At 39.1% G+C, this 25,769-nt stretch carries 20 protein-coding genes; 8 read left to right on the top strand and 12 right to left on the bottom strand.

Features of this window, described 5'->3' with window-relative positions; genetic code table 11:
* Positions 1-52 precede the first annotated feature (52 nt).
* The 7 genes from GQR38_RS16810 to GQR38_RS16780 all read right to left on the bottom strand — a co-directional run bounded on the left by GQR38_RS16810 (position 53) and on the right by GQR38_RS16780 (position 6,831).
* On the bottom strand, positions 53-754 hold the full coding sequence (locus GQR38_RS16810; protein ID WP_165722747.1) for a TorF family putative porin: 702 nt from the start codon (positions 752-754) through the stop codon (positions 53-55).
* Positions 755-763: 9 nt separating this feature from the next.
* Positions 764-1,981 carry a BCCT family transporter gene (locus GQR38_RS16805; protein ID WP_024608402.1) on the bottom strand — a complete coding sequence of 406 codons (1,218 nt, stop codon included), beginning with the start codon at positions 1,979-1,981 and terminating at the stop codon, positions 764-766.
* Positions 1,982-2,139: 158 nt separating this feature from the next.
* The gene (gene betA / locus GQR38_RS16800; RefSeq protein WP_165722748.1) at positions 2,140-3,807 is read right to left on the bottom strand and encodes a choline dehydrogenase; all 1,668 of its coding nucleotides are present in this window, start codon (positions 3,805-3,807) and stop codon (positions 2,140-2,142) included.
* An 11-nt stretch (positions 3,808-3,818) separates the two neighbouring features.
* Positions 3,819-5,282 carry a betaine-aldehyde dehydrogenase gene (gene betB, locus GQR38_RS16795; protein ID WP_165722749.1) on the bottom strand — a complete coding sequence of 488 codons (1,464 nt, stop codon included), beginning with the start codon at positions 5,280-5,282 and terminating at the stop codon, positions 3,819-3,821.
* Position 5,283: 1 nt separating this feature from the next.
* Positions 5,284-5,859: a transcriptional regulator BetI gene (betI, locus tag GQR38_RS16790; protein WP_101163452.1), complete on the bottom strand. Its 576-nt coding sequence runs from the start codon at positions 5,857-5,859 to the stop codon at positions 5,284-5,286.
* 409 nt (positions 5,860-6,268) lie between these two features.
* Positions 6,269-6,574, bottom strand: a complete 306-nt coding sequence (locus tag GQR38_RS16785; RefSeq protein WP_165722751.1) for a hypothetical protein — start codon at positions 6,572-6,574, stop codon at positions 6,269-6,271.
* Positions 6,574-6,831 carry a DUF3081 domain-containing protein gene (locus GQR38_RS16780; RefSeq protein ID WP_008169639.1) on the bottom strand — a complete coding sequence of 86 codons (258 nt, stop codon included), beginning with the start codon at positions 6,829-6,831 and terminating at the stop codon, positions 6,574-6,576. The genes GQR38_RS16785 and GQR38_RS16780 overlap by 1 nt, the downstream gene beginning before the upstream one ends.
* Positions 6,832-6,977: 146 nt before the next feature.
* Here GQR38_RS16780 and GQR38_RS16775 point away from each other — a divergent pair, with 146 nt between their 5' ends.
* A complete protein-coding gene (locus GQR38_RS16775) occupies positions 6,978-8,258 on the top strand; it encodes a flavohemoglobin expression-modulating QEGLA motif protein (RefSeq protein ID WP_008169642.1) in 1,281 nt (426 codons plus the stop codon).
* Between the two features lie 71 nt (positions 8,259-8,329).
* Here GQR38_RS16775 and GQR38_RS16770 read toward each other — a convergent pair whose 3' ends face one another.
* Genes GQR38_RS16770 through GQR38_RS16755 form a run of 4 tightly spaced genes read right to left on the bottom strand, consistent with a single transcriptional unit; the run spans position 8,330 to position 12,933 of the window.
* A complete protein-coding gene (locus GQR38_RS16770) occupies positions 8,330-9,133 on the bottom strand; it encodes a DUF1338 domain-containing protein (protein WP_024609188.1) in 804 nt (267 codons plus the stop codon).
* 35 nt (positions 9,134-9,168) lie between these two features.
* The gene (astD, locus tag GQR38_RS16765; protein ID WP_165722752.1) at positions 9,169-10,635 is read right to left on the bottom strand and encodes a succinylglutamate-semialdehyde dehydrogenase; all 1,467 of its coding nucleotides are present in this window, start codon (positions 10,633-10,635) and stop codon (positions 9,169-9,171) included.
* 7 nt (positions 10,636-10,642) lie between these two features.
* Positions 10,643-11,677, bottom strand: coding sequence for an arginine N-succinyltransferase (gene astA, locus GQR38_RS16760; RefSeq protein ID WP_007580762.1), 1,035 nt, complete (start codon positions 11,675-11,677; stop codon positions 10,643-10,645).
* Positions 11,678-11,727: 50 nt separating this feature from the next.
* Positions 11,728-12,933 (bottom strand): aspartate aminotransferase family protein, encoded by a 1,206-nt coding sequence (locus GQR38_RS16755; RefSeq protein WP_165722753.1) that lies wholly within the window; start codon positions 12,931-12,933, stop codon positions 11,728-11,730.
* Positions 12,934-13,127: 194 nt separating this feature from the next.
* On the opposite strand from GQR38_RS16755, the gene GQR38_RS16750 reads away from it, so the two are divergent.
* Complete coding sequence (locus GQR38_RS16750) at positions 13,128-13,556, top strand: Lrp/AsnC family transcriptional regulator (RefSeq protein ID WP_002958609.1); 429 nt, start codon at positions 13,128-13,130, stop codon at positions 13,554-13,556.
* Between the two features lie 500 nt (positions 13,557-14,056).
* A complete protein-coding gene (locus GQR38_RS16745) occupies positions 14,057-15,226 on the top strand; it encodes a cellulose-binding family II protein (RefSeq protein ID WP_165722754.1) in 1,170 nt (389 codons plus the stop codon).
* A gap of 59 nt (positions 15,227-15,285) precedes the next feature.
* Here GQR38_RS16745 and GQR38_RS16740 read toward each other — a convergent pair whose 3' ends face one another.
* Entirely contained in the window at positions 15,286-16,218 is a 933-nt protein-coding gene (locus GQR38_RS16740) for a hypothetical protein (RefSeq protein WP_007580756.1), read from the bottom strand.
* 383 nt (positions 16,219-16,601) lie between these two features.
* On the opposite strand from GQR38_RS16740, the gene GQR38_RS16735 reads away from it, so the two are divergent.
* Genes GQR38_RS16735 through GQR38_RS16715 form a run of 5 tightly spaced genes read left to right on the top strand, consistent with a single transcriptional unit; the run spans position 16,602 to position 25,765 of the window.
* Complete coding sequence (locus GQR38_RS16735; RefSeq protein WP_007580752.1) at positions 16,602-16,904, top strand: isoamylase early set domain-containing protein; 303 nt, start codon at positions 16,602-16,604, stop codon at positions 16,902-16,904.
* A 9-nt stretch (positions 16,905-16,913) separates the two neighbouring features.
* Positions 16,914-18,908, top strand: coding sequence for a 4-alpha-glucanotransferase (malQ, locus tag GQR38_RS16730; protein ID WP_165722755.1), 1,995 nt, complete (start codon positions 16,914-16,916; stop codon positions 18,906-18,908).
* The gene (glgB, locus tag GQR38_RS16725) at positions 18,909-21,179 is read left to right on the top strand and encodes a 1,4-alpha-glucan branching protein GlgB (RefSeq protein WP_165722756.1); all 2,271 of its coding nucleotides are present in this window, start codon (positions 18,909-18,911) and stop codon (positions 21,177-21,179) included.
* The gene (glgX, locus tag GQR38_RS16720) at positions 21,172-23,235 is read left to right on the top strand and encodes a glycogen debranching protein GlgX (RefSeq protein ID WP_165722757.1); all 2,064 of its coding nucleotides are present in this window, start codon (positions 21,172-21,174) and stop codon (positions 23,233-23,235) included. The genes glgB and glgX overlap by 8 nt, the downstream gene beginning before the upstream one ends.
* Positions 23,228-25,765, top strand: coding sequence for a glycogen/starch/alpha-glucan phosphorylase (locus GQR38_RS16715; protein WP_121954772.1), 2,538 nt, complete (start codon positions 23,228-23,230; stop codon positions 25,763-25,765). Before glgX ends, GQR38_RS16715 begins: the two co-directional genes overlap by 8 nt.
* Positions 25,766-25,769: the final 4 nt, after the last annotated feature.

Below are 25,769 nucleotides of genomic sequence, written 5' to 3'. Positions count from 1 at the left end.
AAATGCCACTCTAAATAGAGTGGCATTTTTTGTTTAATCAGTAATTATTGTATTAAAGATCAAATGTGCGAGAAACGGCAAGTACGATACGCTCATCAGCATAATCGTAATCTAAGCTTGTGTTTTCAGCGGCCACTTCAATACCAAACCCTTCATAACTAGTTTGATATGCTAAACGGTAATGATTGTATGATTTTTTCTCGTTTACGTCCCACGCCCATTTTTGTCCATCAAGCGAGTTTGAAATATCAAAGCTTGCACGTAGTGCATGATTTGGAGCCAGCTCATAGGTGTGTGCAATCATTGAGATTACATGGCCTCCACCTTGACCAAAATAATCCCAGCTGTACCAAAAGTTAAGCTCAGTTTGGCCGTATTCACTTGCATAACCAAACTTAGTGTAAGCTTCAGCGTAGTTACCATCGCTGTTATTACCTTGATAAGTGTAATAAGCAATACCGTAGTCAACGCTAAATTGCTCATCAAGTTGTACATATTTACCTACGTAAGCATCAAGTTCAAAATCAGTGTCGTCACCAAAATCTACATTTGAAGCCCATACACCGGCGTAAACACCGCTATCAAAGGCATAGTCTAAGCTGCCTTGAATTGCAGGGTCGCTATCTGTTTGGCTTACACCATTAAAAGTGTAGTCAGACGCTGCAGTGATTGTTGTTGACCAATCAGCTGCTGCGGTTGTTGATAAAAGTGCAAATGGTAGCGCTACTACAAGTTGTTTTAGTTTTCTATTCATTATTAATCCCTAGTGTACAGTGTCTATTTTTGTGTAATCAATTTTATTTTCTTTTGGTGAGCTATCAATATTAGTTACTGTTTTAAATTTGTTATAGCCAATAAATGCGGCACAAATAAAGAACAAACCAATTACTAATGCACCTACCCATTGAATTTGTAAAAATTCTAATTTAAATAATAGTGTCAATAACGATAGGGCAATAACGTTCATCGCCATGTACTTTGCTTTACCAAAACGTTTTACAGTTAAATTAAGGTTATCTGTATATAATCGCACTAACGAATCAAGTGAGTTAATTACAAATACAATACCTACAAACACCATCGCAAAGTTTTTAATTCCCTGAGTCGAAATGCCTGCTTCGTGGTATTGGTATAGCACGCTAAACCAGATTGCAATTGGAATTGAAGGAAATATTAACATTGCACCAAGTACTTGGTATGTTTTAAGACCCCCGACAAAACGTGATGTAAATTGACCAATCATTATGCTCCACGCAAACCACCAAAATAAATAAAACTCATGATAGTCATTAAGTGGTAAAACAAATTCATTAAGATTAGCGAAATACGTTCCGATTGATCCTAGGTTATCTGTAAATGCTGACATCTCATTGTCGCCCATTGCAAAAGCGCCAACCCACATAAAGGCAATCAATGCTAAAAACAGCCACGTAGTAGAAATACTTAAAATACGAACATATTTAATATCTGTACTCGAGTACACAGCAAAACAAATAGCAGCGAATACGATTAGATAAAACTCAGGAGCTACACTTGAATCATCAGCCAATCCAGGTAAATACCAAGATAAATTGTTCAATAATAAATAAGCGGTGAATGCGCATGTACCAATAATTACAACATTATTGATAAATTTAACCCAAGGAATTTCGAAAAATTTCACTTTAGGTTCTATTACACAGAAATAAAAGCACGTAAGAAAGTAAAATCCCCAGATCAAAAATCCCCAGTAGCCAAACTCAATAGCCAGTGGATTTGCAAACGCGTATTCTGGGCTTGCTTTTATGTCTGCATAACCTGCAAACTCGGTTAAAGGAAACATTATAAGACCTACATCAAGGCCTGACGTAAATAGTATAGCGATAAAAGTAAACGTTTTTACCGGTGTTACACCTACTACGCGAACATTACCCCATTTAAGTAAGATAATAATAACCGCTAGTAAAGTAAAAATGATGCCAGCATTAAGCCAAATAGTCATTGTTACCCTCCAGTAATGAATAAAAATAATTCATAAGCACTCCGTATTTTATTGTTTTATTCTCGCATTAACACAACGTAACCTATTTACATCGTGTGCCACTGCAAGGCACGCATTGGTTTAGCCCGACGAGACCAAACCTAAGCATGTGGCTAAAGTTAGATCTCCGTACTACGTTGTGTTTCTTGCCAGTTTGTTGTTATGGCAACATTCACATCCGATTTCTGTAATGGTTCTTTACCTAAAATTATGTCAGCTGCTTTTTCGGCAACCATAATAGTAGGCGCATTCAAGTTTCCGTTAGGAACTGTTGGGAATATAGATGAGTCAACAACACGTAGTCCTTCAATACCATGTACTTGCGTATTTGAATTAACAACGGCCATATCATCCTCACCCATTTTGCATGAGCAAGAAGGGTGGTAGGCACTTTCTACGGCTTGGCGTACAAAGGCATCTATTTCTTTATCTGTTTGAATATGTTTACCAGGTTGAATTTCTTCATCACGGTATTCATCAAAGGCACTTTGTTCGATTATGTCGCGTGTTAAGCGAACGCACGCTCTGAAGCCTTCAATATCGTCTTGGTGTTCAAGGTAATTAAATAAAATGGTTGGTGGTTGCTCAGGGTTCGCAGAAGCAATAGTGACACTACCGCGACTTTTTGGTTTGTTATGACCAACATGTACCTGAAAACCATGACCTGCAAATGCACTTCTACCATCGTAACGCATAGCCGCTGGTAAAAAGTGATATTGAATGTCTGGCCATTCAACACCTGGTTTTGAGCGAATGAACGCACACGATTCAAAATGATTCGTTGCACCTAAACCCGAACGCGTTAATAACCAGCGCGCGCCAATCAAACCTTTTGATACAATGCCTAGCTTGCCGTTAAGTGTGATAGGTTGCTTACACTTGTATTGAAAGTAAAACTCAAGATGATCTTGTAAGTTTTGACCAACACCTGGTAAATGATGCTGTACTTCAACGCCTGCTTTTTCAAGCACTTGAGTATCACCAATACCAGAGAGTTGTAAAATATGTGGAGAGCCAATTGGCCCTGCACTTAGTACAACGTCTTTTGCAGCATGTGCAGTTTTAACGTCGCCATTTACTTTGTATTCAATGCCAGTGGCTTTTTTGCCATCTAAAATCACGCGTTGTGCTAGTGCACCTGTAATAATTGTTAAATTACTACGTGATTTAACAGGGTCTAAATACTCACGAGAAGCAGAGCTGCGCACGCCGTCTTTTACGGTCATGTGCATTGGGCCAAAACCCTCTTGCTGCGACGCATTATAATCATCTGTAGAAGCGTAACCGGCTTGTACACCTGCTTTGATAAAGGTGCGGTAAAGCGGGTTTTTCATTTCGTTGCCGTTATTAACGCCAAGCGGGCCTTTGCCACCACGGTAAGTATTTTCACCAAGGTAAAAGCTTTCTGCTTTTTGAAAATACGGTAAACACGATTGGTAATCCCAGCCGTTTGCACCGTGTTGCTGCCATTCGTCAAAATCTTTTGCGTGGCCACGTACATATACCATGCCATTAATAGATGACGAGCCGCCTAACACTTTGCCTCGAGGACAATGCATCTCACGGTTATCTAAATGAGGCTCAGGCTGCGTATGAAACTGCCATGCGTATTTGTCACTATTCATAGGAATAGATAACGCGGTTGGCATTTTTATAAAAATACTTTTATCGCTACCGCCAGTTTCAAGTAGTAACACGCGGTTACTTGAATCTTCAGATAAACGGTTTGCTAAAACACAACCCGCCGAACCCGCGCCAACAATAATATAGTCGTAATGATTACTCATAGTAGGGCGCCTTAAAATGGGCTTTCTATGTCGGCCATACCAACATAAATAGACTTAGTTTGCGTGTATTGATCAAGAGTTTGTATACCATTTTCACGGCCAATGCCCGATTGCTTATAACCGCCAACTGGCATTTCAGCAGGTGAGTTACCGTATGCATTAATCCAACAAATACCGGCTTGTAACTTATGAATAACGCGGTGCGCACGTTTAATATCGCTAGTAAATACGCCTGCGGCTAAGCCTAGGTGAGTCCCGTTAGCGCGTGCAATAACATCGTCTTCGTCGTCAAAAACAAGCACGCTCATTACAGGGCCAAATATTTCTTCTTTAACAATAGTCATGTCGTCATTACAATCAATAAACACAGTCGGTGCCACAAAATAGCCATTTGGTGCAGATTTAGGTGAAAGCGTTGTACCACCGGTTAATAGCGTTGCACCTTCTTCAATACCTTTATTAACGTAGCTCATTACTAGTTCTTGGTGCTTTTTAGAAATAAGTGCGCCAAAGTTAGTATTTAAATCTTGTGGGTCGCCAGCAATAATGCTTTTCTCAGTGCGCGCTTTAAGCTCATCAATAAACTGCTGATATACATTTTTATGAACGTAAATACGTGTACAGTTAGTACAAATTTCGCCTTGCGTATAAAAGTTACCTAACATAGCAGCACTAACCGCTTGCTCAATGTTGGCATCATCAAATACTAATAGTGGAGATTTACCACCAAGTTCCATCGTGACATCTTTTAAAGTACCGGCAGCACTTGCTACTACTTTTTTACCTGTGCCTACTTCACCCGTAAATGATACTTTATCAATATCGCTATGCTGCGTTAGCCACTGGCCTACATCGCCCGCGCCTTGAACAACATTAAATACACCTGCAGGTACGCCAGCTTCAACAAAGACTTCTGCGAGTTTAAGTGCGCCCAGTGGTGTTTCTTCTGATGGTTTAAATATAAATGCATTACCAGCTGCAAGGGCAGGGCCCGACTTCCAACATGCAATTTGTAGTGGGTAGTTCCATGCACCAATACCCGCACAAATACCTAATGGCTCTTTACGTGTGTAGTAAAAGTCATCACCAACCATTTGTTGTTGGCCTACTTGTGCTGGCGCAAGGCCTGCAAAGTATTCAATTACATCAGCGCCGGTTTCAATATCAACACAATTTGCTTCTTGCATTGGTTTACCGGTGTCGAGTACTTCTACAAGTGCTAGCTCATCGTTGCGCTCGCGTAAAATAGCCACTGCTTTTAATAAAATGCGGCTACGTTCAATGGGTGTCATTGCTGACCACTGAGCAAAACCTTGCTTTGCACTGGCAATGGCTGCGTTTTGAATAAATTCGTCGGCAATTTCTACTGCGTAAATAACCTCGCCCGTTGCTGGGTTTGTTACATCAAATGTTTTGCCGTTCTGGTTTGCAAGAAAATGGCCGTTAATAAAATTTTGATAGACAGGTGTAGTCACGCTAGGCTCCATATTGCTTGATAAGTGAAAGTACGTAGCTTTTTGCTAACTTTTCACTGTGTTTAAACTGATTATTGTCTGATTTACTAAGTACTGCTCTTAACCATAGGCCATCGATCATTGCGGCGCTAAGTTCTGCAGCTTGCTTTGCTTGCTCAATAGGCATTAATTGCTTAAAAGAAAATGCTAAATTACTTTGCAAGCGTTTACTGTTTACGTTTTGTAGTCTGTGTAATTCTTCATCATGCATCGATTGCGCCCAAAAACTTAACCACGTTCGGGTTGTATCATTACGCTGTTGTACAAGCGCAAAGTTGGCTTCGATAATAAACATTAAACGCTCAGTGGCAGTGGTTTGATGATTTACTTTACTTATTAAGCCTTGTTTTAAGCTTGTTAGTAAGTATCTAACAGTGGCTTCAATTAACCCCTGCTTACCACCAAAATAATGACTAATAATACCTGACGATAAACCGGCATTTTTACTAATGCTGTTTATAGTTGTGCCTTGTAGTCCATTAGTTGCAACTGACTCTATAGTCGCGTCAATTAGCTGCTGACGTCTGACAGGTTCCATTCCGACTTTAGGCATAATTTTTATTAATTGAACGTTCAATAAACATAAGCTTAAGGTAATAGCTCTAACAATTCAAGGCTGAAGTAAATATCTAGATGCCAAAATGTAGATTAATCATTAATAAAAGCGCAACTAATGCGATAAAGAAGATAAGGTTTTACTTTGTTTTATTTTATTTAAAACAAAGGCTTGTGAATTTTATTTTGAAATTAAATAATAGTAATGATTTGTTTACAGCAACAAATGAATAAAATGTTCAATAATCATTAGTGCAGTAATAGTTAGAGTACTAATGGTATTAATTTAATACAAAAGGGCACTAAACCTGCAATTGCTTAGTGCTCTAATAAATTTATATAGAGAGTAAACTTTGTAGTTTTATCGTTTTAAAGCGCTTGGTTTTGAAAGGTCAGGCATTATTAATAACGCCTTTAAAAAGTAGGGGGTAACGTCTTAGTCTATTGCCAATATAGTCATCAGCTAAAATTTGCTGGCAAATAAAGTCTATATCTTTGCTTGCTTCAAAAACCCAATCAAAGCGCTCTATAGCCAGTAAAAAACCACGCTTTAAATGAGTTTGAGCACGGTACTGCTCTAAATTGTCTTGAATAATTGAGACTTTGCTTGGATCAGCTTTAAGCTCTTCTACTACTTGGTTTATAAAAGTAGTATTGAGCTTACTGGTAGGGCGGTGTCTGCGTTTACGTGGGTGCATTAGCTCTCGTTTGCAATGTTATATAATTTTTTCAAAAAATCATCTTTATGCTTTTCATGTTCGTAGTCAAGGTGGTAAGTATTATGAAAACCAAAGCGTAATTCAACGCCGCTACCTTGTAGGTATACTGTGTAACCATCTACGTCTGAATAAGCGGTAACACCTTGATAATGCTTACCTTCATCAGTCATTTCACCTTTTTGAATTATACGTTCATATACGGCTAAAATCTGTTTATTGTCGAGTTCGTTTTTCATGTTTTATACCCTTCGTTTAGTAACTCATACGATACAGATATGAGGGTCGATCATCTTAAAAACAATAGCTAAAAAAGTGTGATATTACTTTGTAATTTCGCTTTTTTAAATTATGCTCAAAACTCATTTATTGTTGAGCTTACACCATGATAGACAAGGCGTTACTACTAAAGACTCGTGAGTTATCGGATCAATTAATTGCATTGCAAACTCCAATTAGGATACTCGATGCTATTAATTGGGATAAACAAACTAAAGAGGAGTTTTTTAGACAGAAATGTCAAAAAAACCCACTCATCGATCGTGCATACTATCAACAGCGCGACCTTGGTTTTGTACCTAGCGAGCTGCGCCAAGCGTTTTCTACTTTGCACCGTAACATTATTAACCAATTGGGACAGTTAAATCCGATTGCTCAATATATGGGAAAAATGTGCACCGAGTATAAAACGGTATTAAGTATGCTCGAGTATCGTGGAACGCCAGAGTTTCATGACTTATCAGTGGAGTTATTTGGACACCCTAAAGACTTATTCCATGCTGGTGAGCCCTCACTTTCTGAGCTAGCTAATATGCTAGATAAACCGCTGCAAAATTTACTTATAGCCGACATACTGCCTGACGACCCTAAAAATATTGATGCTGTTGATGCTGTGCGTATTTTGTCTGAGCAAGTAAATGCCAGTATGGCAGGCATAAACGTAGAGGTAATGCTTAGCGATGGTATTGTCAGTGATGCAGCCGCCGGTGCTAATAATATAAAGCTTAATCAAGATGTTAAGTTTTCTCAGCGTGAGCTTGATATTTTAGAAGTGCACGAAGGGTGGATACACGTAGGTACCACTCAAAATGGTTTAGCTCAGCCTTATTTAACATGTTTAAGTAAAGGCACGCCTAGCTCTACTATTACCCAAGAAGGCTTAGCGGTACTTACCGAAATTATTACATTAAAATCGACTCCAAGGCGTTTATCTAAATTAGTGAATCGTATTCAAGCCGTTACAAAGGTAATTGACGGTGCTGAGTTTGTAGATATTTACCGTGATTACGTAGCGCAAGGTTTATCAAAAGATGACAGTTACACACTAGCGCAGCGTGTATTTAGAGGCAGTACGCCAACAGGTCTGCCTTTTACAAAAGATATTGCTTACATTAAAGGCTTTGTACTGGTTTATAACTTAATACGCGTAGCAATACAGCTTGGACGAATCGATAGACTTCCTTTATTACTGGTAGGTAAAATATCGATAGATGATTTTAGATTAATATCGCAGCTTCATGATTTAGGTGTAATAGAGAGTCCACAATTTGTGCCACCACATTTTAAAGATTTACGCGGTTTGGCAACTTGGTTGAGCTTCGGTCGTTTTATTGGCGATTTATCGTTTGAAAAATTAGAAAATGATTATAAACCGTTATTTTTATAATTAATCAATATAACTTACCGACATAAAAAAAGCCCATAACGGGCTTTTAAAATAAAGTACTTTAGGTTTTGCTATCGAGCGTTGGTGCTTTCAAATATTTTGTCAGCTGAGGCTGCAACAAAACCAGTATAAAGCTCACCGTCGGCTTTAGGGTAACGAATAGCAAACTCATAAAAACAGCTAGGGATGCTCATATCACCGTCACTGAAGGTAACAGAGTATTCATCTGCAAGTGTTGACGATTGCTCTAGTAACACCTCTGGTGAGCCTTTAACTTCGCCGCCTGACGTATTAAGCGAAAAGCCGGCGTCTTTTAGGGCTTGGTTAACATCATGAATGTTATCAAACTTAGCAAGCGTATTAATATTTACGGTAAAGTGATTGGCGCGGTAACCCCACGCCGACATCCACGCTGCATATTCACTTTCAGCTAGCAGCTGCTTATAAGTATCGGTGCTTACTTGCCAATGCGTGCCTGAATACAAAAAGTTATCAGCTGTTACTGCGCTTTCGTCAATTTGGCTTACCATATCGGTTACGATAGCTTGTAACTCTGGCGAGCATTTTTCAACTAATAGCTCAGAAATAAACACTTTTGGCTGATTAGGATCGCTATGCTCGTAGTGCTTTGCATAGAGTTTTTTAGCTTCAAAATGGTACTCACCACATTCTTTGTAACCAATAGCTAAAAAGTGAGCAGCGAGCTTTTCAAGACCCACTTTTTCAATATTAAACGTACGCAGCGCAATATGATCGTTAATAATGTCATTTTTTTGCGTTGACCCTAAAAGGTCATGAATTTTGACTGCCGATGGTGTTACGTTTAAGTAGTTTTTCCAAAGGCTCTCAAATAATGTGTTTACATCAGTATGCATGTTAAATCCTTAAATCTAAAATTTTGGTTTATTACTTATTCAATTATCAAGCCTGGCGCTAGGGTTTGCGGTAAGCTCACTTTGTCTGACTCAACAGATGCCACAGGGTATGCACAATAATCAGCGGCGTAATAGGCACTTGCTCTGTGATTACCACTGGCGCCAATACCGCCAAATGGAGCTGCACTAGAGGCACCCGTAATAGGGCGGTTCCAGTTAACAATCCCTGCACGAATGCGCTTTAAAAAGTGAGTGTAATCATCTTCACTGTCGCTAAGTAAACCTGCAGATAAACCAAAGCTTGTGTTGTTAGCTTCAATAATTGCGCTGTCAAAGTCGTTGTAACGATACACTTTGATAAGCGGTCCAAAATGCTCTTCATCTGGCATGTCGGTAATGTTTGTTACATCAATAATACCCGGGCTTACAAAACCGGTGCCTGATTTTAATTGCTTAAGTTCAACAAGGATTTGCGCGCCTTTTGACACTAATTCACTTTGCGCAGCGACCATACCCAGTGCTGCTTTTTCGCTTATCATTGCACCCATAAAAGGCTGCTCTGTAGCAAAACTGTCGTCTACAACTATGTTTTTAGTCGCGCTTATTAGCTTTTCTAAAATAGCATCGCCATTGAGCGATTTTTCAATAAATAAGCGGCGTGCACATGTACAGCGCTGACCTGAGGTAATAAAGCCTGATTGAATAATATCGTGCACAGCAGCGCTTACATCACTCACATCTTTTACAATAAGAGGATTATTACCACCCATTTCAAGTGCTAAAATTTTGCCAGGGTGTCCTGCAAATTGCTTATGTAGTAAGTGACCTGTGTTTGAGCTACCGGTAAAAAACAATCCATCTATGTCTTTGTGAGAGGCAAGTGCTTTACCTGTTTCAATTTCACCTTGCACAAGGTTAATAACACCTGCTGGTAAGCCCGCTTTTAGCCAAAGTGAGAGCGTAAATTCTGCAACGTGCGGCGTCATTTCTGATGGCTTAAATATCACGGTGTTGCCTGCTAAAATTGCAGGAACAATATGCCCGTTTGGTAAATGCCCCGGAAAGTTATACGGGCCAAAAATAGCCACAACGCCATGCGGTTTGTGTCTAATAAACGCTTTTGCACCTGGCATTGGGTTTTCGGTTGTACCGGTACGCTCATGGTATGCTTTTACAGATATAGCTACTTTGCCTGTCATTGCGCCCACTTCTGTGCGGGTTTCCCATAATGGTTTACCTGTTTCGCGTGCAATTATGGTCGCAAATTCTTCGCTGTGTTCTTTTAATTGTGCGGCGAAGTTTTCAAGAATGGCTATACGCTCTTCAAGTGGTTTGTCTGCCCATTGTAATTGCGCAGCTCTGGCTGCTTTTATAGCTGAATTTACTTGCTGGGCGTTTGCGCCATTACCTTGCCATACCACATCGCCATTACTTGGATTGATTGACTCAAATGCTGGACCTTGCCCTGCATGCCACTGGTTATTAATTAGGTGTGTATTCATAAATAATTTACAGGCGGAAAAATCGCGCTGCATCTCCTTGACTTAAATTAAGTGCTTTAGCCACATCTTGGCTAATGACGAGAGTATGTTTTGCATGATTGTAATGTGCGTCTTTGGTAAATGTTGCTCTAAAGCCACTTACGCCTTGATTACATACAGCCAGCGTATCAGAGCTATTTTGTGATATGTGATCAAGCTCACCAATAGTAATAGGGCAAACTTGAGAGTCGCGAATGCTGCGAATATTACCAAGCTTTGCTTCAACCGTTGGGCCTGCGTCAAATAAATCAACGTAGCCTCTGTGCTCAAAACCTTCTTTTTCTAATAATTTTAGCGCAGGTTTTGTTTTTTCATGCACATGCCCAATAACTGCTTGGGCCTTTTTGCTAAGCAAGTTCACATAAATAGGGTATTTAGGCATTAACTCGCTAATAAATACCTTATCGCCTAAGCCAACTAAGTGATCCGCTTCTGGAAATTCGATACTAAAAAAGTGCTCTTGCAGCCATTGCCAAAAAGGAGAATGGCCGTCTTCGTCGCTAACACCACGCATTTCAGCGATAACAGTATCGGCAAAACGCTCGCTATGCTGAGCCATAAACAAAAAGCGTGAACGCGATAAAAATCGACCTGTTAAACCTTTACGGCTATTTTCGCGCAAAAATAATGTGCATATTTCAGAGCAGCCTGTGTAGTCGTTACACATGCTTAAAATATCAACGGTGTTATATACATTTAAAGTAGGCGAGTGGTGTACTGTTTTACCTAAATGATAATGATATAAAGGCACCGATAAACCTACCGCAGCTTCTATAGCGGTTGTGCCAATAACGTCACCTGTTTCACTGTCTTCTAAAACAAATAAATAGCTTTCATCAAGTGGCTGGTTAATGTTTTTGGCAAAGCTTTTTTCAGCACGTTCAATTTTTTCTTTAAGCTGTGCATCGTCCACAGGTAAAGAGGTAAACCCATGACCGGATTCAATCGCTATTTGTTTAAGCGCGTCAAAATCATTGGCAGTAATAGGACGTAATACTTGCATTTATTGCTTGCTCCAATAGCACGCCTGTAGGCGTGCTAATTTAAACTATATTAACCGTTTACTACATCGCTAACGGCTTTTTCAAAGCGCGCTAAGCCTTCTTTAATATCTTCGAACGGAATAACTAAAGACGGTGTAAAGCGAATTACATTCATGCCAGCTACAAGGTTCATTAAACCATTATTAGCACTTGCTACTAAAAAGTCGCGTGCACGTCCTTCAAATTTGTCATTTAGTACTGCGCCAATTAATAAGCCTTTACCACGTACTTCGCTAAATACGTTGTATTTTTCGTTAATTGCGTTTAATCCGTCACGGAATAATTGCTCGCGCTCTTTAACACCGTTTAGTACGTCTGGTGTATTTACTGTATCAAATGCCGCTTCAGCAACAGCACAAGCAAGTGCGTTTCCGCCATAAGTAGAACCGTGAGTACCAATTTTTAAATGCTCAGCAATTGGTGTACGAGTGATCATAGCGCCAATTGGAAAACCACCACCCAATGCTTTTGCCGTTGTTAAAATGTCAGGAACAACGCCTAAACCTTCATAAGCGTATAAATCGCCTGTGCGACCAACACCCGTTTGTACTTCATCAAAAATAAGTAACGCGTTATGTTTAGTACAAAGTTCACGTACTTTTTTAGCAAATTCATCTGTTGGTGAAATAATACCGCCTTCACCTTGTAATGGTTCCATCATAACAGCACATGTTTTATCGCTGATCAGCGCTTCAAATGCTGCTATATCGTTAAAATCACAATGTACTATGTCAGCAGGTTTAGGACCAAAGCCGTCAGAATATGCAGCTTGCCCGCCCACAGTTACTGTAAAGAATGTGCGACCATGGAAACCTTTATTAAATGCAATTATTTGCGTTTTTTCAGCGCCATATAGGTCCAGTGCATAACGACGCGCTAACTTAAGCGCTGCTTCATTGGCTTCTGCGCCTGAGTTTGCAAAGTAAACTTTATCAGCGAATGTTGCTTCAACCATTTTTTGAGCTAAACGAAGTGCTGGCTCATTGGTCATAACATTCGATAAATGCCAAATTTTTTCGCCTTGCTCTTTTAATGCTTTAACTAATGCAGGATGACAGTGACCCAAACAGTTAACGGCAATACCACCAGCAAAATCGATAAACTCGTTATCATTTTGATCCCAAACGCGTGAACCTTCACCACGAACTGGAATGATTGCTGATGGATTATAGTTTGGTACCATTACGTCGTTAAATAAGTCTCTTGTTACTTGCATTTTTACACCTAAATTTAATGGGCTTAGATAAAAGATTAGTTGCTAACTCAAAGAAGAATATAGCCTTTATTCTTCAGCAAACACGTTATTATTTCTTGTAGAGGTCATTATCGAAGGTTAGCTATTAAAATTGCAGTGCTATTTTGTGAAAAATGATTAAAATAAAAGACAAAATAACGAAGAAAATAACCATTATGATAACTCCACAAGATGAAAAGCTACTTTCTGTACTAAAAACAAACGCTAGAGCGAGTATTTCTGATCTTGCTCGCATGCTTGACTTATCTCGTTCAACGGTACAAAGCCGTATGCTCAAACTAGAAGAAACGGGCGTAATTAAAGGCTATAGCGTTGATTATGGTGACGACTACCTCAGTAAAATGGTATCAGCTCATGTGTCTATAAAAGTAAGACAAAAATTAACAACTAAAACAAATATCGAGCTTAAGCAAATTGATGCAATTTCGCAGCTCTATGCCATAAGTGGTGAGTTTGATTTAATTGCTGTAGTACAGGCTCAAAATTTAGAGCAGCTTAGCCATTTACTAGACGATATAGGAAATCTGGATGGAGTAGAGCGCACAACATCTTCTGTTATTTTAGAAACTAAATTTAAGCGCTAGAGTCAGTGAGTTTTTTGTTTTAGTCGTTAAGTGAACACTCGGTATACTTTAGGTAAGTAATAGAAAGGCTAGGGTTTGTTGATCTTTCAAGGTTGAATTTTCAGTAGCCTGTTTAGTATTCAGGCAAGGCAGAGCCTATGCAGTGTGGTTACTCCCCATAGGGTTCTTCCTAGGCGCTATTTACTCTTGGTTGCCTACATAGATGTAAGCTATTAGAGCAACGCAGGAGCAGTTATTGAGCCCACTAGGTTACAAATCTCGCGCCGCGATTAAATAGCGCCTAGTTTGAACGGATTTTAATCCTCAAAGATCAATAGATCCTAGATATAAATGCATTAATTTAAATATTTAAGTGTACTTTTTATAAGCTAATAGCAGTAGAACATAGATTTAAATATTGAAGCCATTGATAAGATACAAAATTTTGTAAGGAGAATTTATGCTTTTTTAATATGGATGACTATACTCATTTTAATTTGTACAATATTTAGTAATGGATTATGCCTGCATATTTTTTTACCCTCTTATTGGGTTTAACTGAGCCTCTTCAGTTTGGAACAAACTTACCCACCACTGCACCTGATAATGCAGTCAACCAAGTTGAGTGTATTTTATTTGAAATGGGAGCCCCTTTTCAGCTACAAACCTTGCCATGGTTACGCGCACGTCGAGAAGTAAAGTTAGACCGCTTAGACGGTTATTTCACAACTCATTTAATGCCTGAAATGAAGGCCTATGGGCGCATATCATCCCCCATCTTTTTAGAAAGCTGGTACTGGTTTACTCATCCAGAGAGCATTAATAAACCAAAAAATAAAATGCGTTATGGTGCAGTAAGAGGGAGTTACCAGGCTAATTGGTTTAAAACTCAGAATATTATTGCTGAGGTAGAAGTAAATTCATTAGAAGAAATAGTAAATGTTATGCACCATAAGCGGATTGATAGAATTCTACTTGATTTAGACGATTTTGAATTAGCAGCCTCTAAGCTAGGCATTAATGAGGATGAGTATCAAAGAGAATTTTTTAGGTATGTACCTTTGGGATTATTTGCTTCGCATTCACTTATTAAACGCTTCCCTAAATTTATGCAGCAGTTTGATGAAAATATAAATACTTGCGCGCAGGCTCCATTTTCACTATCAAAAAGTGAAGAAAAGCAAATACTTGATAGATTGTCCATTAGCGCTAAAATCTTACTAAACTTGCCTAGTTTAGTAGAACAAGTTCAAATAAGTAATGAGTCTCCCTTAAGTGAATCTGAAATTAAAAGACTAGACCAGCTATGGATAAAAGAAAGTAAACAAGTAAAGCACCCTGATGGATTAGCTATGCTTAATTTACCGTTATCTAAAGTATTTAAAAAATGGCAATCTCAATTCAAAGGTGTTGTTACTGAGCTAATATTGACTGATAACCAAGGAAAAAACATCGCTATTAGTAAGCTAACCAGTGACTACTGGCAAGGAGATGAAAATAAGTTTACTAAAACATTTAAACAGTCAAAAGATTTTAACTTTGATAGCGTCACATATGATGCATCAACACATCATTTTCAAGTTCAGCTAAGTTTTCCTGTTTTAGATGATAATAATAGTCATATTGGAGTGTTGATTTTAGGTGTTGATGTAGAAAAAGCACTTCATTCGTCAAATGAAAAGAGTAATTAACTCATTACCTTTCACATAAGTTAGCTAAGCTTTAATGCTTTAGCTTAGCTAACTAGATGCTATGGAAGTGTTTTTTCTGAAATAGGTTTTTTTCTTATAACTTCTTTTTTGGCTTTATCAAGCTTTATAAAATAAGCATTACCGCCTATGCCTTTAAACTCTTCATCTGTAAATACAATCGTGTTGTCATCAAAAAAGGTGACTGCTTCTTTTTGAGTAACAATCCCTAAATCTATTTTTGATACATCACCAGAGAAAAACTTATCACCTTCAAAGTTTTCAAATAACCAAAGACTTGTTGAATCAAGTAAGACTAATTTTTTACGATCGGGGCTGAGCGCCGCAGAGGTTATCCAGCATAGTTTTTCAAGCGTGGTACACGTTTTAAAAGAGTCAATTAGCTCAGCATCAAAATTTGCTGCATGATCGCCCACTTTATACACTTTAGTAATACCATCGAAAGGTTCTGTGCGGTTTTTAGTAAATAAATATAAATGACGACCTAGTGCTACAAATGCTTCTAAATCAAAATTGCGGTCATTGGGTTTTATTGGACTGCCATCCATTTCAGGGTAGGTAAACTTAATTATTTCGGCTTGGGTTGTGTTTGTTTTTATATCTATAGGGTTTTCTATTTTATAAATAGTGAGCCATCTACGATCATTTTTGTTATTACCAAAATCCCCTAAAAAAAAGTGCCCAAATTTGTTCTGGGTCATGTCTTCCCAATCAATGTTTTTAGCGTTTTCAACCAAAATTTCTTTGGCGATAGAACCATCTTTGTTAAGGCGGTAAAGCTTGGGTTCGTTGCCTCCGTCGTTAATAGCCCATAGACGTTTTTGTTTATCAAATTCAATACCTGAGATTTCTTTTAATTTAGGATCAACTGAGATTTCTTTTTTACTATAAAGGGTATAGATTGAAGAACCAACAAGTGTGGCTATTATTAAAAAGATGATGGCTATAGTTATTAAAATGCTTTTTTTCAACATGAAAATTATGATATTTCAGAGTATTAAGATGCTGTGTATTATCGCTGATGAAAGTACAGAACAAAAGAATTTTATAAATTTAGGCAATACTTTTGGATTATTTAACTTTAAATTCGATTAAATAAATAATATGTGATGTACGCTTAGTTGGTTCAAATATTGCTCTGTACTACTGAGCTTTTTAAAAAAGATTGTTTATATACTAACCGCACTTTTTAAGTGCAGAAAAAATGAATTGTTGCACTGTAATAATGCGTAAATAAAGTTTTGGTTAACTTACAACGTGTTTAATGATTTTGAATGGAATCCACATCGCCTTTTTGTTTAGTTGTATGGCCTGTGGCAAAGATTAAGTACCCTTTTTGGTTTAGTTGGAGCCTGCTATGTTGAATAAACGTTTTTTTAAAACAAAAGATGAAGCTGAAGTAACCTTTGAATTTTCTCATCCAGAGGCAGAAGAAGTTTGCTTATTAGGCGAATTTAATGATTGGCAACCTGTGCCAATGAAGCTTAATAAAAAACAAGGTGTGTTTAAATTTAAACAACGCTTACCTATCGATCAACAATTTCACTTTCGTTATTTAATAAATGGAGACATTTGGGATAACGACCACCAAGCTGATGGTTATATTGGCAATACATTTGGCACAGAAAACAGCATAGTAAATACTCAACGCATTAATTAAGGCGATTCAATGGATGCTCTTTCGCAGTTGTTTTACCTGCATGGTATTGGCTTTGAATTCACTAAGTATACAGGTGAACAGGTGTTTTTTAGCGAAGACACGCGTAAACGTGCTTTGCAATGTTGCGGTGTTGATACAAATAACGAAGCCGAAATAACTCAACTAACTTATGATTTAGATGCATCGCTTTGGCTGGATTTAGTACCCAGTGTGAGTTTGGTTGACCAAAAAAAATGCGCTTTAAAGCTTCGTATAGACGAACGTCAGCAGTATTTAGCCGCCAACATTAATGTCCCTTCTCTTGGGATTAATATAGCGGTTGAGAACCTTTATAATTTGGCAGTTACAGGTGAATATTACTTACATGGCGTTCGCTATATTGAGCTGGCACTACCCATAGAAACTATGCCAATTGGCTATCATGACGCTAATGTTCAGGTAGGTGAGCAACACGCTATTACACAAATTTGGTGCGTGCCTGAGCAAGTCTATCAAGTTGAAGACACAAAGCGCACAGGGTTATCTATTCAGCTTTACACATTAAAAAATAAAGCGCATTTAGGTATTGGCGACTTTGACGATTTACTAACGCTTACAAAATTATGCAGCTCGCAAAATATGGATTACATATTACTTAATCCACTGCATTTGTTATTTGCTGATATGCCAGAGCGTGCAAGCCCTTATAGCCCTAGTAGTCGGGCTTTATTAAACCCTCTTTATATTTCTATAGTATTAAGCGAAGACGCACAAAATAACACAGTTCTGCATGACCTCATGCAACGAGACGATGTAATTACACTTATAAAAAGTAATGATCAATTTATAGATTATGAAAATGTAAGCCATATAAAGTATGCGTTATTTGAAGCGCTTTATAATCAGTTTGAATTAACGGCAAGTGATGAGCGTCGCCAAGCGTTTACTGATTTTTGTAATACTCATTCAACTACGTTAAATACCCTCGAATCAGATAACTTAACATTTGATTATTACCTGCAGTGGCAAGCGCATACGCAATTGGCACTGTGTCAACAAAGTTGTGCAGAGCGAGGTATGGCTATTGGCTTAATCAATGATTTAGCTGTTGGTTGTGCGGGTGATGGGGCCGAGTTTAAAAATCAAAAGCCACTGTTTAGCCAAGGTGCAAGTGTAGGTGCTCCACCAGATCCATGGGCCGAAGCTGGCCAAAACTGGGGGCTTCCAGCACTAAATCCTCAAAGTCTTAGTAATAATCACTACCAATTCTATCGCTCGCTCATTCGCGCAAACATGCAAAATGTAGGTGGACTTAGAATTGACCACGTAATGGCTATTAGGCGCCTATGGTGGTGCTTTGAAAGCAATAGTGAACAAGATGGCTGTTATGTTTACTACCCGTTTGAGCACTTACTCGCCATTTTAAAAATTGAATCACATATTAATCAGAGTATTGTTATTGGAGAAGATTTAGGCGTTGTGCCGCCAGAGGTAAGGCAGGCTTTGGCATCTAGCGGTATTTTTTCTAACAGCTTATTTTATTTTGAAAAACAACACAGTGGTGAGTTTTTATCGACTGATGAGCTAGCAACACAGTGTTTGTTAATGATAGCCAATCATGATGTACCGCCTTTTACAGGTTGGTGGCAGCATGCTGATTTAAATATTAAGCAACAATACAAGCTTATTACTTGCAATGAATACGAGCAATTAAAGCAACAACGAATAGAAGAGCAACATAGGATACTACGATTTATTAATCGCCATACCAATACAACCGAGCTTCTATTACATAGTAATTCAGTCGAAGTATATAACGCACTTGCATTGTGTTTAGCAGGCTCTCAATCGCGTTTATTTGCAATACAAATAGATGACTTAGATGAGCAGAAGTATCCGGTTAATATCCCCGGGACAGATAAAGAATATCCTAATTGGCGACGTGTATTAACGCATACCAGTGAAGAAATTTTTACTAAAAATGGCTCACTTTTAGCTGCAATCGATTCAATAAGGAAAGGTTAAATGAGCAGTACAATTAATAAAAAATCTTCAGCGCAGGACAGCTCAAAGCTTGCTAATTCATTACAGGACAGCTCAGTACATGAAAATAGTTACGATGCACAAGTACATGCATTAAATACCGGACGATTTAAAGACCCATTTAGCTTTTTAGGGGCACATAAAACGGATGCTGAGGTTGAAATTCGTTTTTACTTACCTTGTGCAATAAGTGTGAGTGTTACATTAAACAATAAAAGTATTAAGGCGCAGCGCTACCAACAAAGTGACTTATTTATAGTCAAAGTTGATGCGCTGCCCACTGCGCCTTATCAATGCATTGCTCAGTACACAAATAGCAGCACTACCTTTTATGATGAATACAGCTTTGAAAGCACACTTGATGCAGAGGCAATGTATTTATTTAACGAAGGCAGCCTTGAACATGCGTACTCTCATTTTGGTGCACATTTTAGCACTCAACAAAATGTAGAGGGTGTGCGCTTTTGTGTATGGGCGCCTAATGCTGCAAGTGTCTCTATTATTGGTGAGTTTAATTTTTGGCAAGCTAATCGCCACTTTATGCGTTTTCATCCTGCAAGTGGTGTATGGGAGCTATTCGTACCAGGCCTTAAAGCCGACATGTGCTACAAATTTGCAATTACCGCTCAAAGTGGAGAAGTACTCGAAAAAGCCGACCCCTATGCATTTAAAATGCAACAAGCCCCGGGTACTGCAAGTGTACTGCAGTATAAACCAGAACCTATAACGCTCGGCGCTCAGGCACTTCAAAACCGACAAAAGCGTAATCATATTGATGCGCCAATTAGTATTTATGAAGTGCATTTAGGCTCATGGCAACGCGCTGAAAACAACCGCTATTTAAGTTACACAGAGCTTGCTGACAAACTGGTTAGCTACGCCCTTGAAATGAATTTTACCCACCTTCAACTTATGCCAATAAGTGAATACCCGTTTGATGGTTCGTGGGGGTATCAGCCTGTTGGTTTATTTGCACCTACCAGCCGTTTTGGCGATTACAACAGCTTTAAATACTTTGTAGAGCAATGCCACAAAGCTAATTTAGGTATTTTACTTGATTGGGTGCCTGGGCATTTTCCCAGCGATCCGCATGGCTTACATCGATTCGATGGCACCCATTTATATGAACATGCCGATAAGCGCCAAGGTTTTCATCCTGATTGGAATACCTACATTTATAACTACGACCGCCCTGAAGTTAAAAGCTTTTTGATTTCAAATGCTATGTATTGGTTACATCAATTTGGTTTAGATGGTCTGCGTGTAGATGCCGTAGCTTCTATGTTGTATTTAGATTACAGCCGAAAAGAAGGCGAGTGGATTGCTAATTGTTACGGCGGGCGCGAAAACTTAGGTGCGATTGAGTGCCTAAAGCAAGTCAATATGCGCAGCTATAAAAACAACCCAGGCATTATGATGGTGGCTGAGGAGTCAACAGCGTGGCCGGGCGTCACCCAAAGTGTTGATCACAACGGCTTAGGCTTTGGCTATAAGTGGAATATGGGTTGGATGAACGATAGTTTGCATTACATGCAGCATGACCCTTTATACCGTCAGCATCATCATCACGAAATGACTTTTTCGATGGTATACGCTTTTAGTGAAAACTATATATTGCCATTAAGCCACGATGAAGTAGTACACGGTAAAGGATCGTTAATTGAAAAAATGCCAGGCGATGATTGGCAGAAATTTGCAAATTTACGCGCTTACTACGCATTTATGTGGGCACACCCGGGTAAAAAACTCTTGTTTATGGGCGGTGAAATTGCACAGCGAAAAGAGTGGGGACACGATCATTCTATCGATTGGCATTTACTTGAGCACCAAAGCCATAACGGTATAAAGCACACCGTAAAAGCGCTCAATACCGTTTATAAAAACCAACCCGCGTTGTATGAGTTAGATTCGAGCGCGGCTGGTTTTACCTGGATAGATAACAATAATAATCAGCAGAGTATTTTAAGTTTTGTTCGCTATGCTAAAAACGCAAAAGACTTTGTGGTTGTTATTGCTAATTTTACCCCCGCGTCATATGAAAACTACGTTATTGGCGTACCGAGTAAAGGGCGTTATAAAGTTATTTTAAATACAGACGATACTCAGTTTTTTGGCTCTGGCGTTGAAGTAACTAAAGATTCATCGCAGATAGTTCAGGCAATAAATGAATCAAATCATGGCTTTAAACACAGTATTTCAATTGCCATTGGTGGCTTAACAACTATTTACTTACAAAAGGTTGATGATGAGTAACCAATTTGATGTAGCCCCCGGTAATGTAGAACCGCTAGGTTCTAGTGTTATTAATAATGGGGTTAACTTCGCGCTTTATGCGCCAGGTGCAAGCCAAGCCTATGTGTGTTTGTTTGATAAAAGTGGCCATTCAGAAATTCTAAAAATGGCGATGAATATTAACGAAGGGGGTATTTGGAGTATTCATATTTCGCCATTAAGCGCCGGCGCACTTTATGGCTTTAGAGTTGAGGGTGAATATAACCCTAAAAATGGTCAACTATTTAACGAAAATAAACTACTGATAGACCCATACGCAAAAGACTTGTTTGGTGAGTTTACATGGAGCGAACGCCATTATGGGCAAATGCCAATTGGCACTAAAAGCACCGTAAATAATGCGATTGATATACCTAAGTCAAAAGTAGCACCCCCTACGTTGTATGCGCATAAAAAGCCAAACCACCGTTGGTCAAACACGGTTATTTACGAGTGCCATGTTAAAGGCACAACGTGTCGTCATCCTAAAATACCTAAATCTCTACAAGGAAAGTTTTTAGGGTTAAGTCACCCAAGCTTTATTGAGCACTTACAAAGCTTTGGCGTTACAGCAGTTGAGCTTTTACCTGTTCATTCTTTTATTAGTGAGCAATTTTTAACAGGAAAAGGGCTGCAAAACTATTGGGGTTATAACACGCTTAACTTTTTTACCCCTCATAAAGACTATTTAGTAAACGACGATATAAACGAGTTTAAGCAAATGGTGCGCGAGCTTCATGCTGCCGACATAGAAGTTATTTTAGATGTTGTTTATAACCATACCGCAGAGGCGGGGGCCGATGGCCCTATATTATCGCTAAGAGGCTTTGATAACTTAGCGTATTACCGCACAGTAGAGGGTCAGCCTAATGTATATATAAACGATACCGGCTGTGGGAATACCATAAATATTGATCACCCTAAAACACTGCAACTTGTACTTGATAGCCTTCGTTATTGGGTTGAGGTAATGGGAGTTGATGGATTTAGGTTTGATTTAGCGACCATTTTAGGGCGCTCAAAAGCAGGCTTTAGCTCTGCACATACTTTTTTACAAGCAGTAGCCCAAGACCCTGTGCTTAATAAGGTTAAGCTAATAAGTGAACCTTGGGATATAGGTCCTGGCGGCTATCAACTTGGGGCGTTTCCGCCGCCATGGCGAGAATGGAACGATCAATACCGCGATGTAATTAGACGTTTTTGGCAAAGTGAAACGGGCATAATTGCCAACGTTGCAAAACGTTTGCATGGATCGTTTGATATTTTTGAGCACAGCCAACGTGGACCACTTAATAGCATTAACTTTATAACGAGTCATGATGGTTTCACGCTTGCCGATTTAGTGAGTTATGAAGAAAAGCATAACGAAGCCAATGGTGAGCAAAACAGAGATGGGCACAGTGCAAATCACTCGTTCAACTGTGGAGTAGAAGGCTTTACCAGTGACTCAAAAATAAACGTACTGCGTTTGCAACAACAAAAGAACTTTTTGCTTACTTTGATATTCTCAAAAGGTGTTCCCATGATTGCCGCTGGCAGCGAAATGGCGCACTCTCAAGGGGGTAATAACAATGCTTATTGCCAAAATAATCGCACTAGCTGGCTTGCCTGGAAAGATTCTCAGCTTAATCATTCGTTAACACGATTTATTGACGATGCTTTAAAAATTAGACGCGCGCACAGTGCGTTCAAACACAGTGTATTTTTAGATGATATAGACGAGCGTTTTACCGTTAAGTGGTTTACTGAACAAGGTAAAACCATGACCGACGCTCATTGGCATGAAGATACCAGACAGTTTTTAATGTATAGCTTACTTGATAAGCAAAACAATCATGCATTACTGATGGTATTTAATGCCAGTAAAAAAACAGTTTTTTGCCAAATGCCGCCTTCGCCTATTAATGCGCCGTGGCAAATGGTTTTATCAAGTGTAAATAATGCATCTGTGAGTAGTAATGAAGATGCGATGGTTGAAATTTCAGCACAAAGTAGTTGGGTTTTTAGTGCTAATTTAGAGGATGTAAGTCATGGCTAAACAAAGTGAACAAGTGTGTGTAGTAAAGGGCTGGCAAGAAGGTCCTGTTATAGATGAAAGTACGCTTAAAGATGACTTAACACGGCATTTTTATTATACCCTAGGTCGCGATAAGGTCGGCGAATCAAGACTGTATTTATACCATGCTTTAGCGCTGACTATTCGCGACAGACTTGTTGCCCGCTGCAGAGAAACGAATCAACAAATTAAGCAAGAGAAACGCCGCAAAACGGCTTACCTTTCTCTTGAATTTTTAATGGGACGTGCGCTGGGTAATGCAATACTAAACCTAGATTTAGACGACCAAGTTGCTGCTGCATTACAAGAATACTGCACAACAGTAGAAACGCTTGAAGATGCTGAGCACGACGCAGGTTTAGGTAACGGTGGTTTAGGCCGCCTAGCTGCTTGTTTTTTAGATAGCTGTGCAAGTCTAGCGTTACCTGTCATTGGTTATGGCCTTCGTTACGAATACGGCATGTTTAACCAATCAATTAAAGATGGTAACCAAATTGAGCAACCAGATAACTGGCTGCGCGAAGGGCACCCATGGGAGCTAAGCGCGCCAGAGCATGCAAAACGTGTGAAATTTGGCGGCTACGTGCAAAGTTACACGGATAAATTCGGCCGAGAGCATCGTCAATGGATGAGTTCACAAGATGTATTAGCTGTACCTTACGATGTACCTGTTCCAGGTTATAAAAACAATATTGTAAATACGCTACGCTTATGGAAATCAGAAGCGACAGATGAATTTAATTTGACCGAATTTAATGCAGGCAGTTACTCAGAAGCCGTCGCACAAAAAAACCTAGCTGAACAAATTACCATGGTGCTGTATCCAAACGACAGCAGCGAAAATGGTAAAGAGCTTAGATTGCGCCAACAATACTTTTTATCATCTGCGAGTATTCAAGACGTAGTTGATCAGTGGGTTTCCCAACATGGCGAGAACTTTAGCGACTTTGCTGATTTTCATGTTTTTCAGTTAAACGATACACACCCAAGTATTGCTGTTGCAGAGCTGATGCGTATTTTAATTGATGATTACGAACTTGATTGGAACGATGCTTGGCAAATCACTACTAAAACAATGGCCTACACAAACCATACGCTACTTCCTGAAGCGCTTGAAAAGTGGTCTGTTTCGTTGTTTTCAAAATTATTACCACGCATTTTAGAAATAGTTTACGAGATAAACGCACGCTTTTTAGCACAAGTTGCACAGCAATGGCCGGGTGATGTTAATAAACAGCGTGCATTGTCGTTGATTGAAGAGGGCGATGAGCCGCAAATTCGTATGGCTTACTTAGCCATTGTAGGTAGTTACTCGGTAAATGGCGTAGCAGCACTGCATACCGAACTGTTAAAAGCGGGTTTATTTAAAGAGTTTTACGCACTGTGGCCAGATAAGTTTAATAACAAAACAAATGGTGTTACACCAAGACGTTGGCTTGCACATTGTAATCCCGTTTTAAGTAAATTAATCAGCGAAAAAATTGGTCATGACTGGGTTAAAAACTTTTCAACAATTAGCGATCTACGTCGTTTTTACGATGACAAAGCATTTCATGGGCAATGGCAAAATGCTAAACGCGAAAACAAACAGCGTTTAGTTGATTTAGTTAAAGCGCGCTGCGATGTTGATTTTGACGTATCGATGATGTTTGACGTACAAGTAAAACGTATCCACGAATACAAACGTCAGCTATTAAACATACTTCATGTGATTCATTTATATGACCGTATTCGCCGTGGTGATACCCAAGGGCTTGTTCCTCGCTGTGTTTTATTAGGTGGTAAAGCTGCACCGGGTTATTACATGGCTAAAAAAATTATTAAGCTTATTAATAACGTGGCAGAAGTTATAAATAAAGATCCGTTAGCAGCCCCGTATTTACGCGTCGCCTTTTTACCTAATTACAACGTAACCGCTATGGAAGTTATTTGTCCTGCAACCGATTTGTCAGAGCAAGTATCTACCGCAGGCAAAGAAGCGTCTGGTACTGGCAACATGAAGTTTATGATGAATGGTGCATTGACGATCGGCACGCTGGATGGTGCAAACATTGAAATTAGAGACGCCGTTGGTGCAGACAACTTCTTTTTGTTTGGGGCACAAGCTCATCAAATTGATGATATTAAGTCACGTTACAATCCTGAGCATTTAATCGCGCAAAATAGCGATTTAAATAATGTAATGCAACTACTCGAAAGCGGCCATTTTAACTTGTTTGAACCATGCTTATTTGACGATATTACAAATGCAATTAAGAGCCCACACGATCCATGGCTTGTTGCACACGATTTTGAAAGTTATGTAGCAGCTCAAAAAGAAGTTGATAAAGCTTACGCAGATCAAACCTACTGGACACAAATGAGTATTTTAAATACGGCAGCCAGTGGTATGTTTTCAAGTGACAGAACCATAAGCCAATACAGTGAAGATATTTGGCATTTAGAACCCCTCAATATTAGTGAAACAGACTTAACGACAACTAAAAGCCATGCCACTAACAGCCTAGACTAAATGG

The sequence above is a fragment of the Pseudoalteromonas sp. c7(2019) genome (assembly GCF_011378625.1).
Taxonomy (GTDB): domain Bacteria; phylum Pseudomonadota; class Gammaproteobacteria; order Enterobacterales; family Alteromonadaceae; genus Pseudoalteromonas; species Pseudoalteromonas arctica.
This window is presented reverse-complemented; position numbering and strand designations above follow the sequence as displayed.

What these genes read in the sequence shown, in the direction of transcription:
- GQR38_RS16810 (WP_165722747.1), bottom strand. Translation starts at nt 754, where the DNA reads ATGAATAGAAAACTAAAACAACTTGTAGTAGCGCTACCATTTGCACTT.
- GQR38_RS16805 (WP_024608402.1), bottom strand. Translation starts at nt 1,981, where the DNA reads ATGACTATTTGGCTTAATGCTGGCATCATTTTTACTTTACTAGCGGTT.
- betA (WP_165722748.1), bottom strand. Translation starts at nt 3,807, where the DNA reads ATGAGTAATCATTACGACTATATTATTGTTGGCGCGGGTTCGGCGGGT.
- betI (WP_101163452.1), bottom strand. Translation starts at nt 5,859, where the DNA reads ATGGAACCTGTCAGACGTCAGCAGCTAATTGACGCGACTATAGAGTCA.
- GQR38_RS16785 (WP_165722751.1), bottom strand. Translation starts at nt 6,574, where the DNA reads ATGCACCCACGTAAACGCAGACACCGCCCTACCAGTAAGCTCAATACT.
- GQR38_RS16780 (WP_008169639.1), bottom strand. Translation starts at nt 6,831, where the DNA reads ATGAAAAACGAACTCGACAATAAACAGATTTTAGCCGTATATGAACGT.
- GQR38_RS16775 (WP_008169642.1), top strand. Translation starts at nt 6,978, where the DNA reads ATGATAGACAAGGCGTTACTACTAAAGACTCGTGAGTTATCGGATCAA.
- GQR38_RS16770 (WP_024609188.1), bottom strand. Translation starts at nt 9,133, where the DNA reads ATGCATACTGATGTAAACACATTATTTGAGAGCCTTTGGAAAAACTAC.
- astD (WP_165722752.1), bottom strand. Translation starts at nt 10,635, where the DNA reads ATGAATACACACCTAATTAATAACCAGTGGCATGCAGGGCAAGGTCCA.
- astA (WP_007580762.1), bottom strand. Translation starts at nt 11,677, where the DNA reads ATGCAAGTATTACGTCCTATTACTGCCAATGATTTTGACGCGCTTAAA.
- GQR38_RS16755 (WP_165722753.1), bottom strand. Translation starts at nt 12,933, where the DNA reads ATGCAAGTAACAAGAGACTTATTTAACGACGTAATGGTACCAAACTAT.
- GQR38_RS16750 (WP_002958609.1), top strand. Translation starts at nt 13,128, where the DNA reads ATGATAACTCCACAAGATGAAAAGCTACTTTCTGTACTAAAAACAAAC.
- GQR38_RS16745 (WP_165722754.1), top strand. Translation starts at nt 14,057, where the DNA reads ATGCCTGCATATTTTTTTACCCTCTTATTGGGTTTAACTGAGCCTCTT.
- GQR38_RS16740 (WP_007580756.1), bottom strand. Translation starts at nt 16,218, where the DNA reads ATGTTGAAAAAAAGCATTTTAATAACTATAGCCATCATCTTTTTAATA.
- GQR38_RS16735 (WP_007580752.1), top strand. Translation starts at nt 16,602, where the DNA reads ATGTTGAATAAACGTTTTTTTAAAACAAAAGATGAAGCTGAAGTAACC.
- malQ (WP_165722755.1), top strand. Translation starts at nt 16,914, where the DNA reads ATGGATGCTCTTTCGCAGTTGTTTTACCTGCATGGTATTGGCTTTGAA.
- glgB (WP_165722756.1), top strand. Translation starts at nt 18,909, where the DNA reads ATGAGCAGTACAATTAATAAAAAATCTTCAGCGCAGGACAGCTCAAAG.
- glgX (WP_165722757.1), top strand. Translation starts at nt 21,172, where the DNA reads ATGAGTAACCAATTTGATGTAGCCCCCGGTAATGTAGAACCGCTAGGT.
- GQR38_RS16715 (WP_121954772.1), top strand. Translation starts at nt 23,228, where the DNA reads ATGGCTAAACAAAGTGAACAAGTGTGTGTAGTAAAGGGCTGGCAAGAA.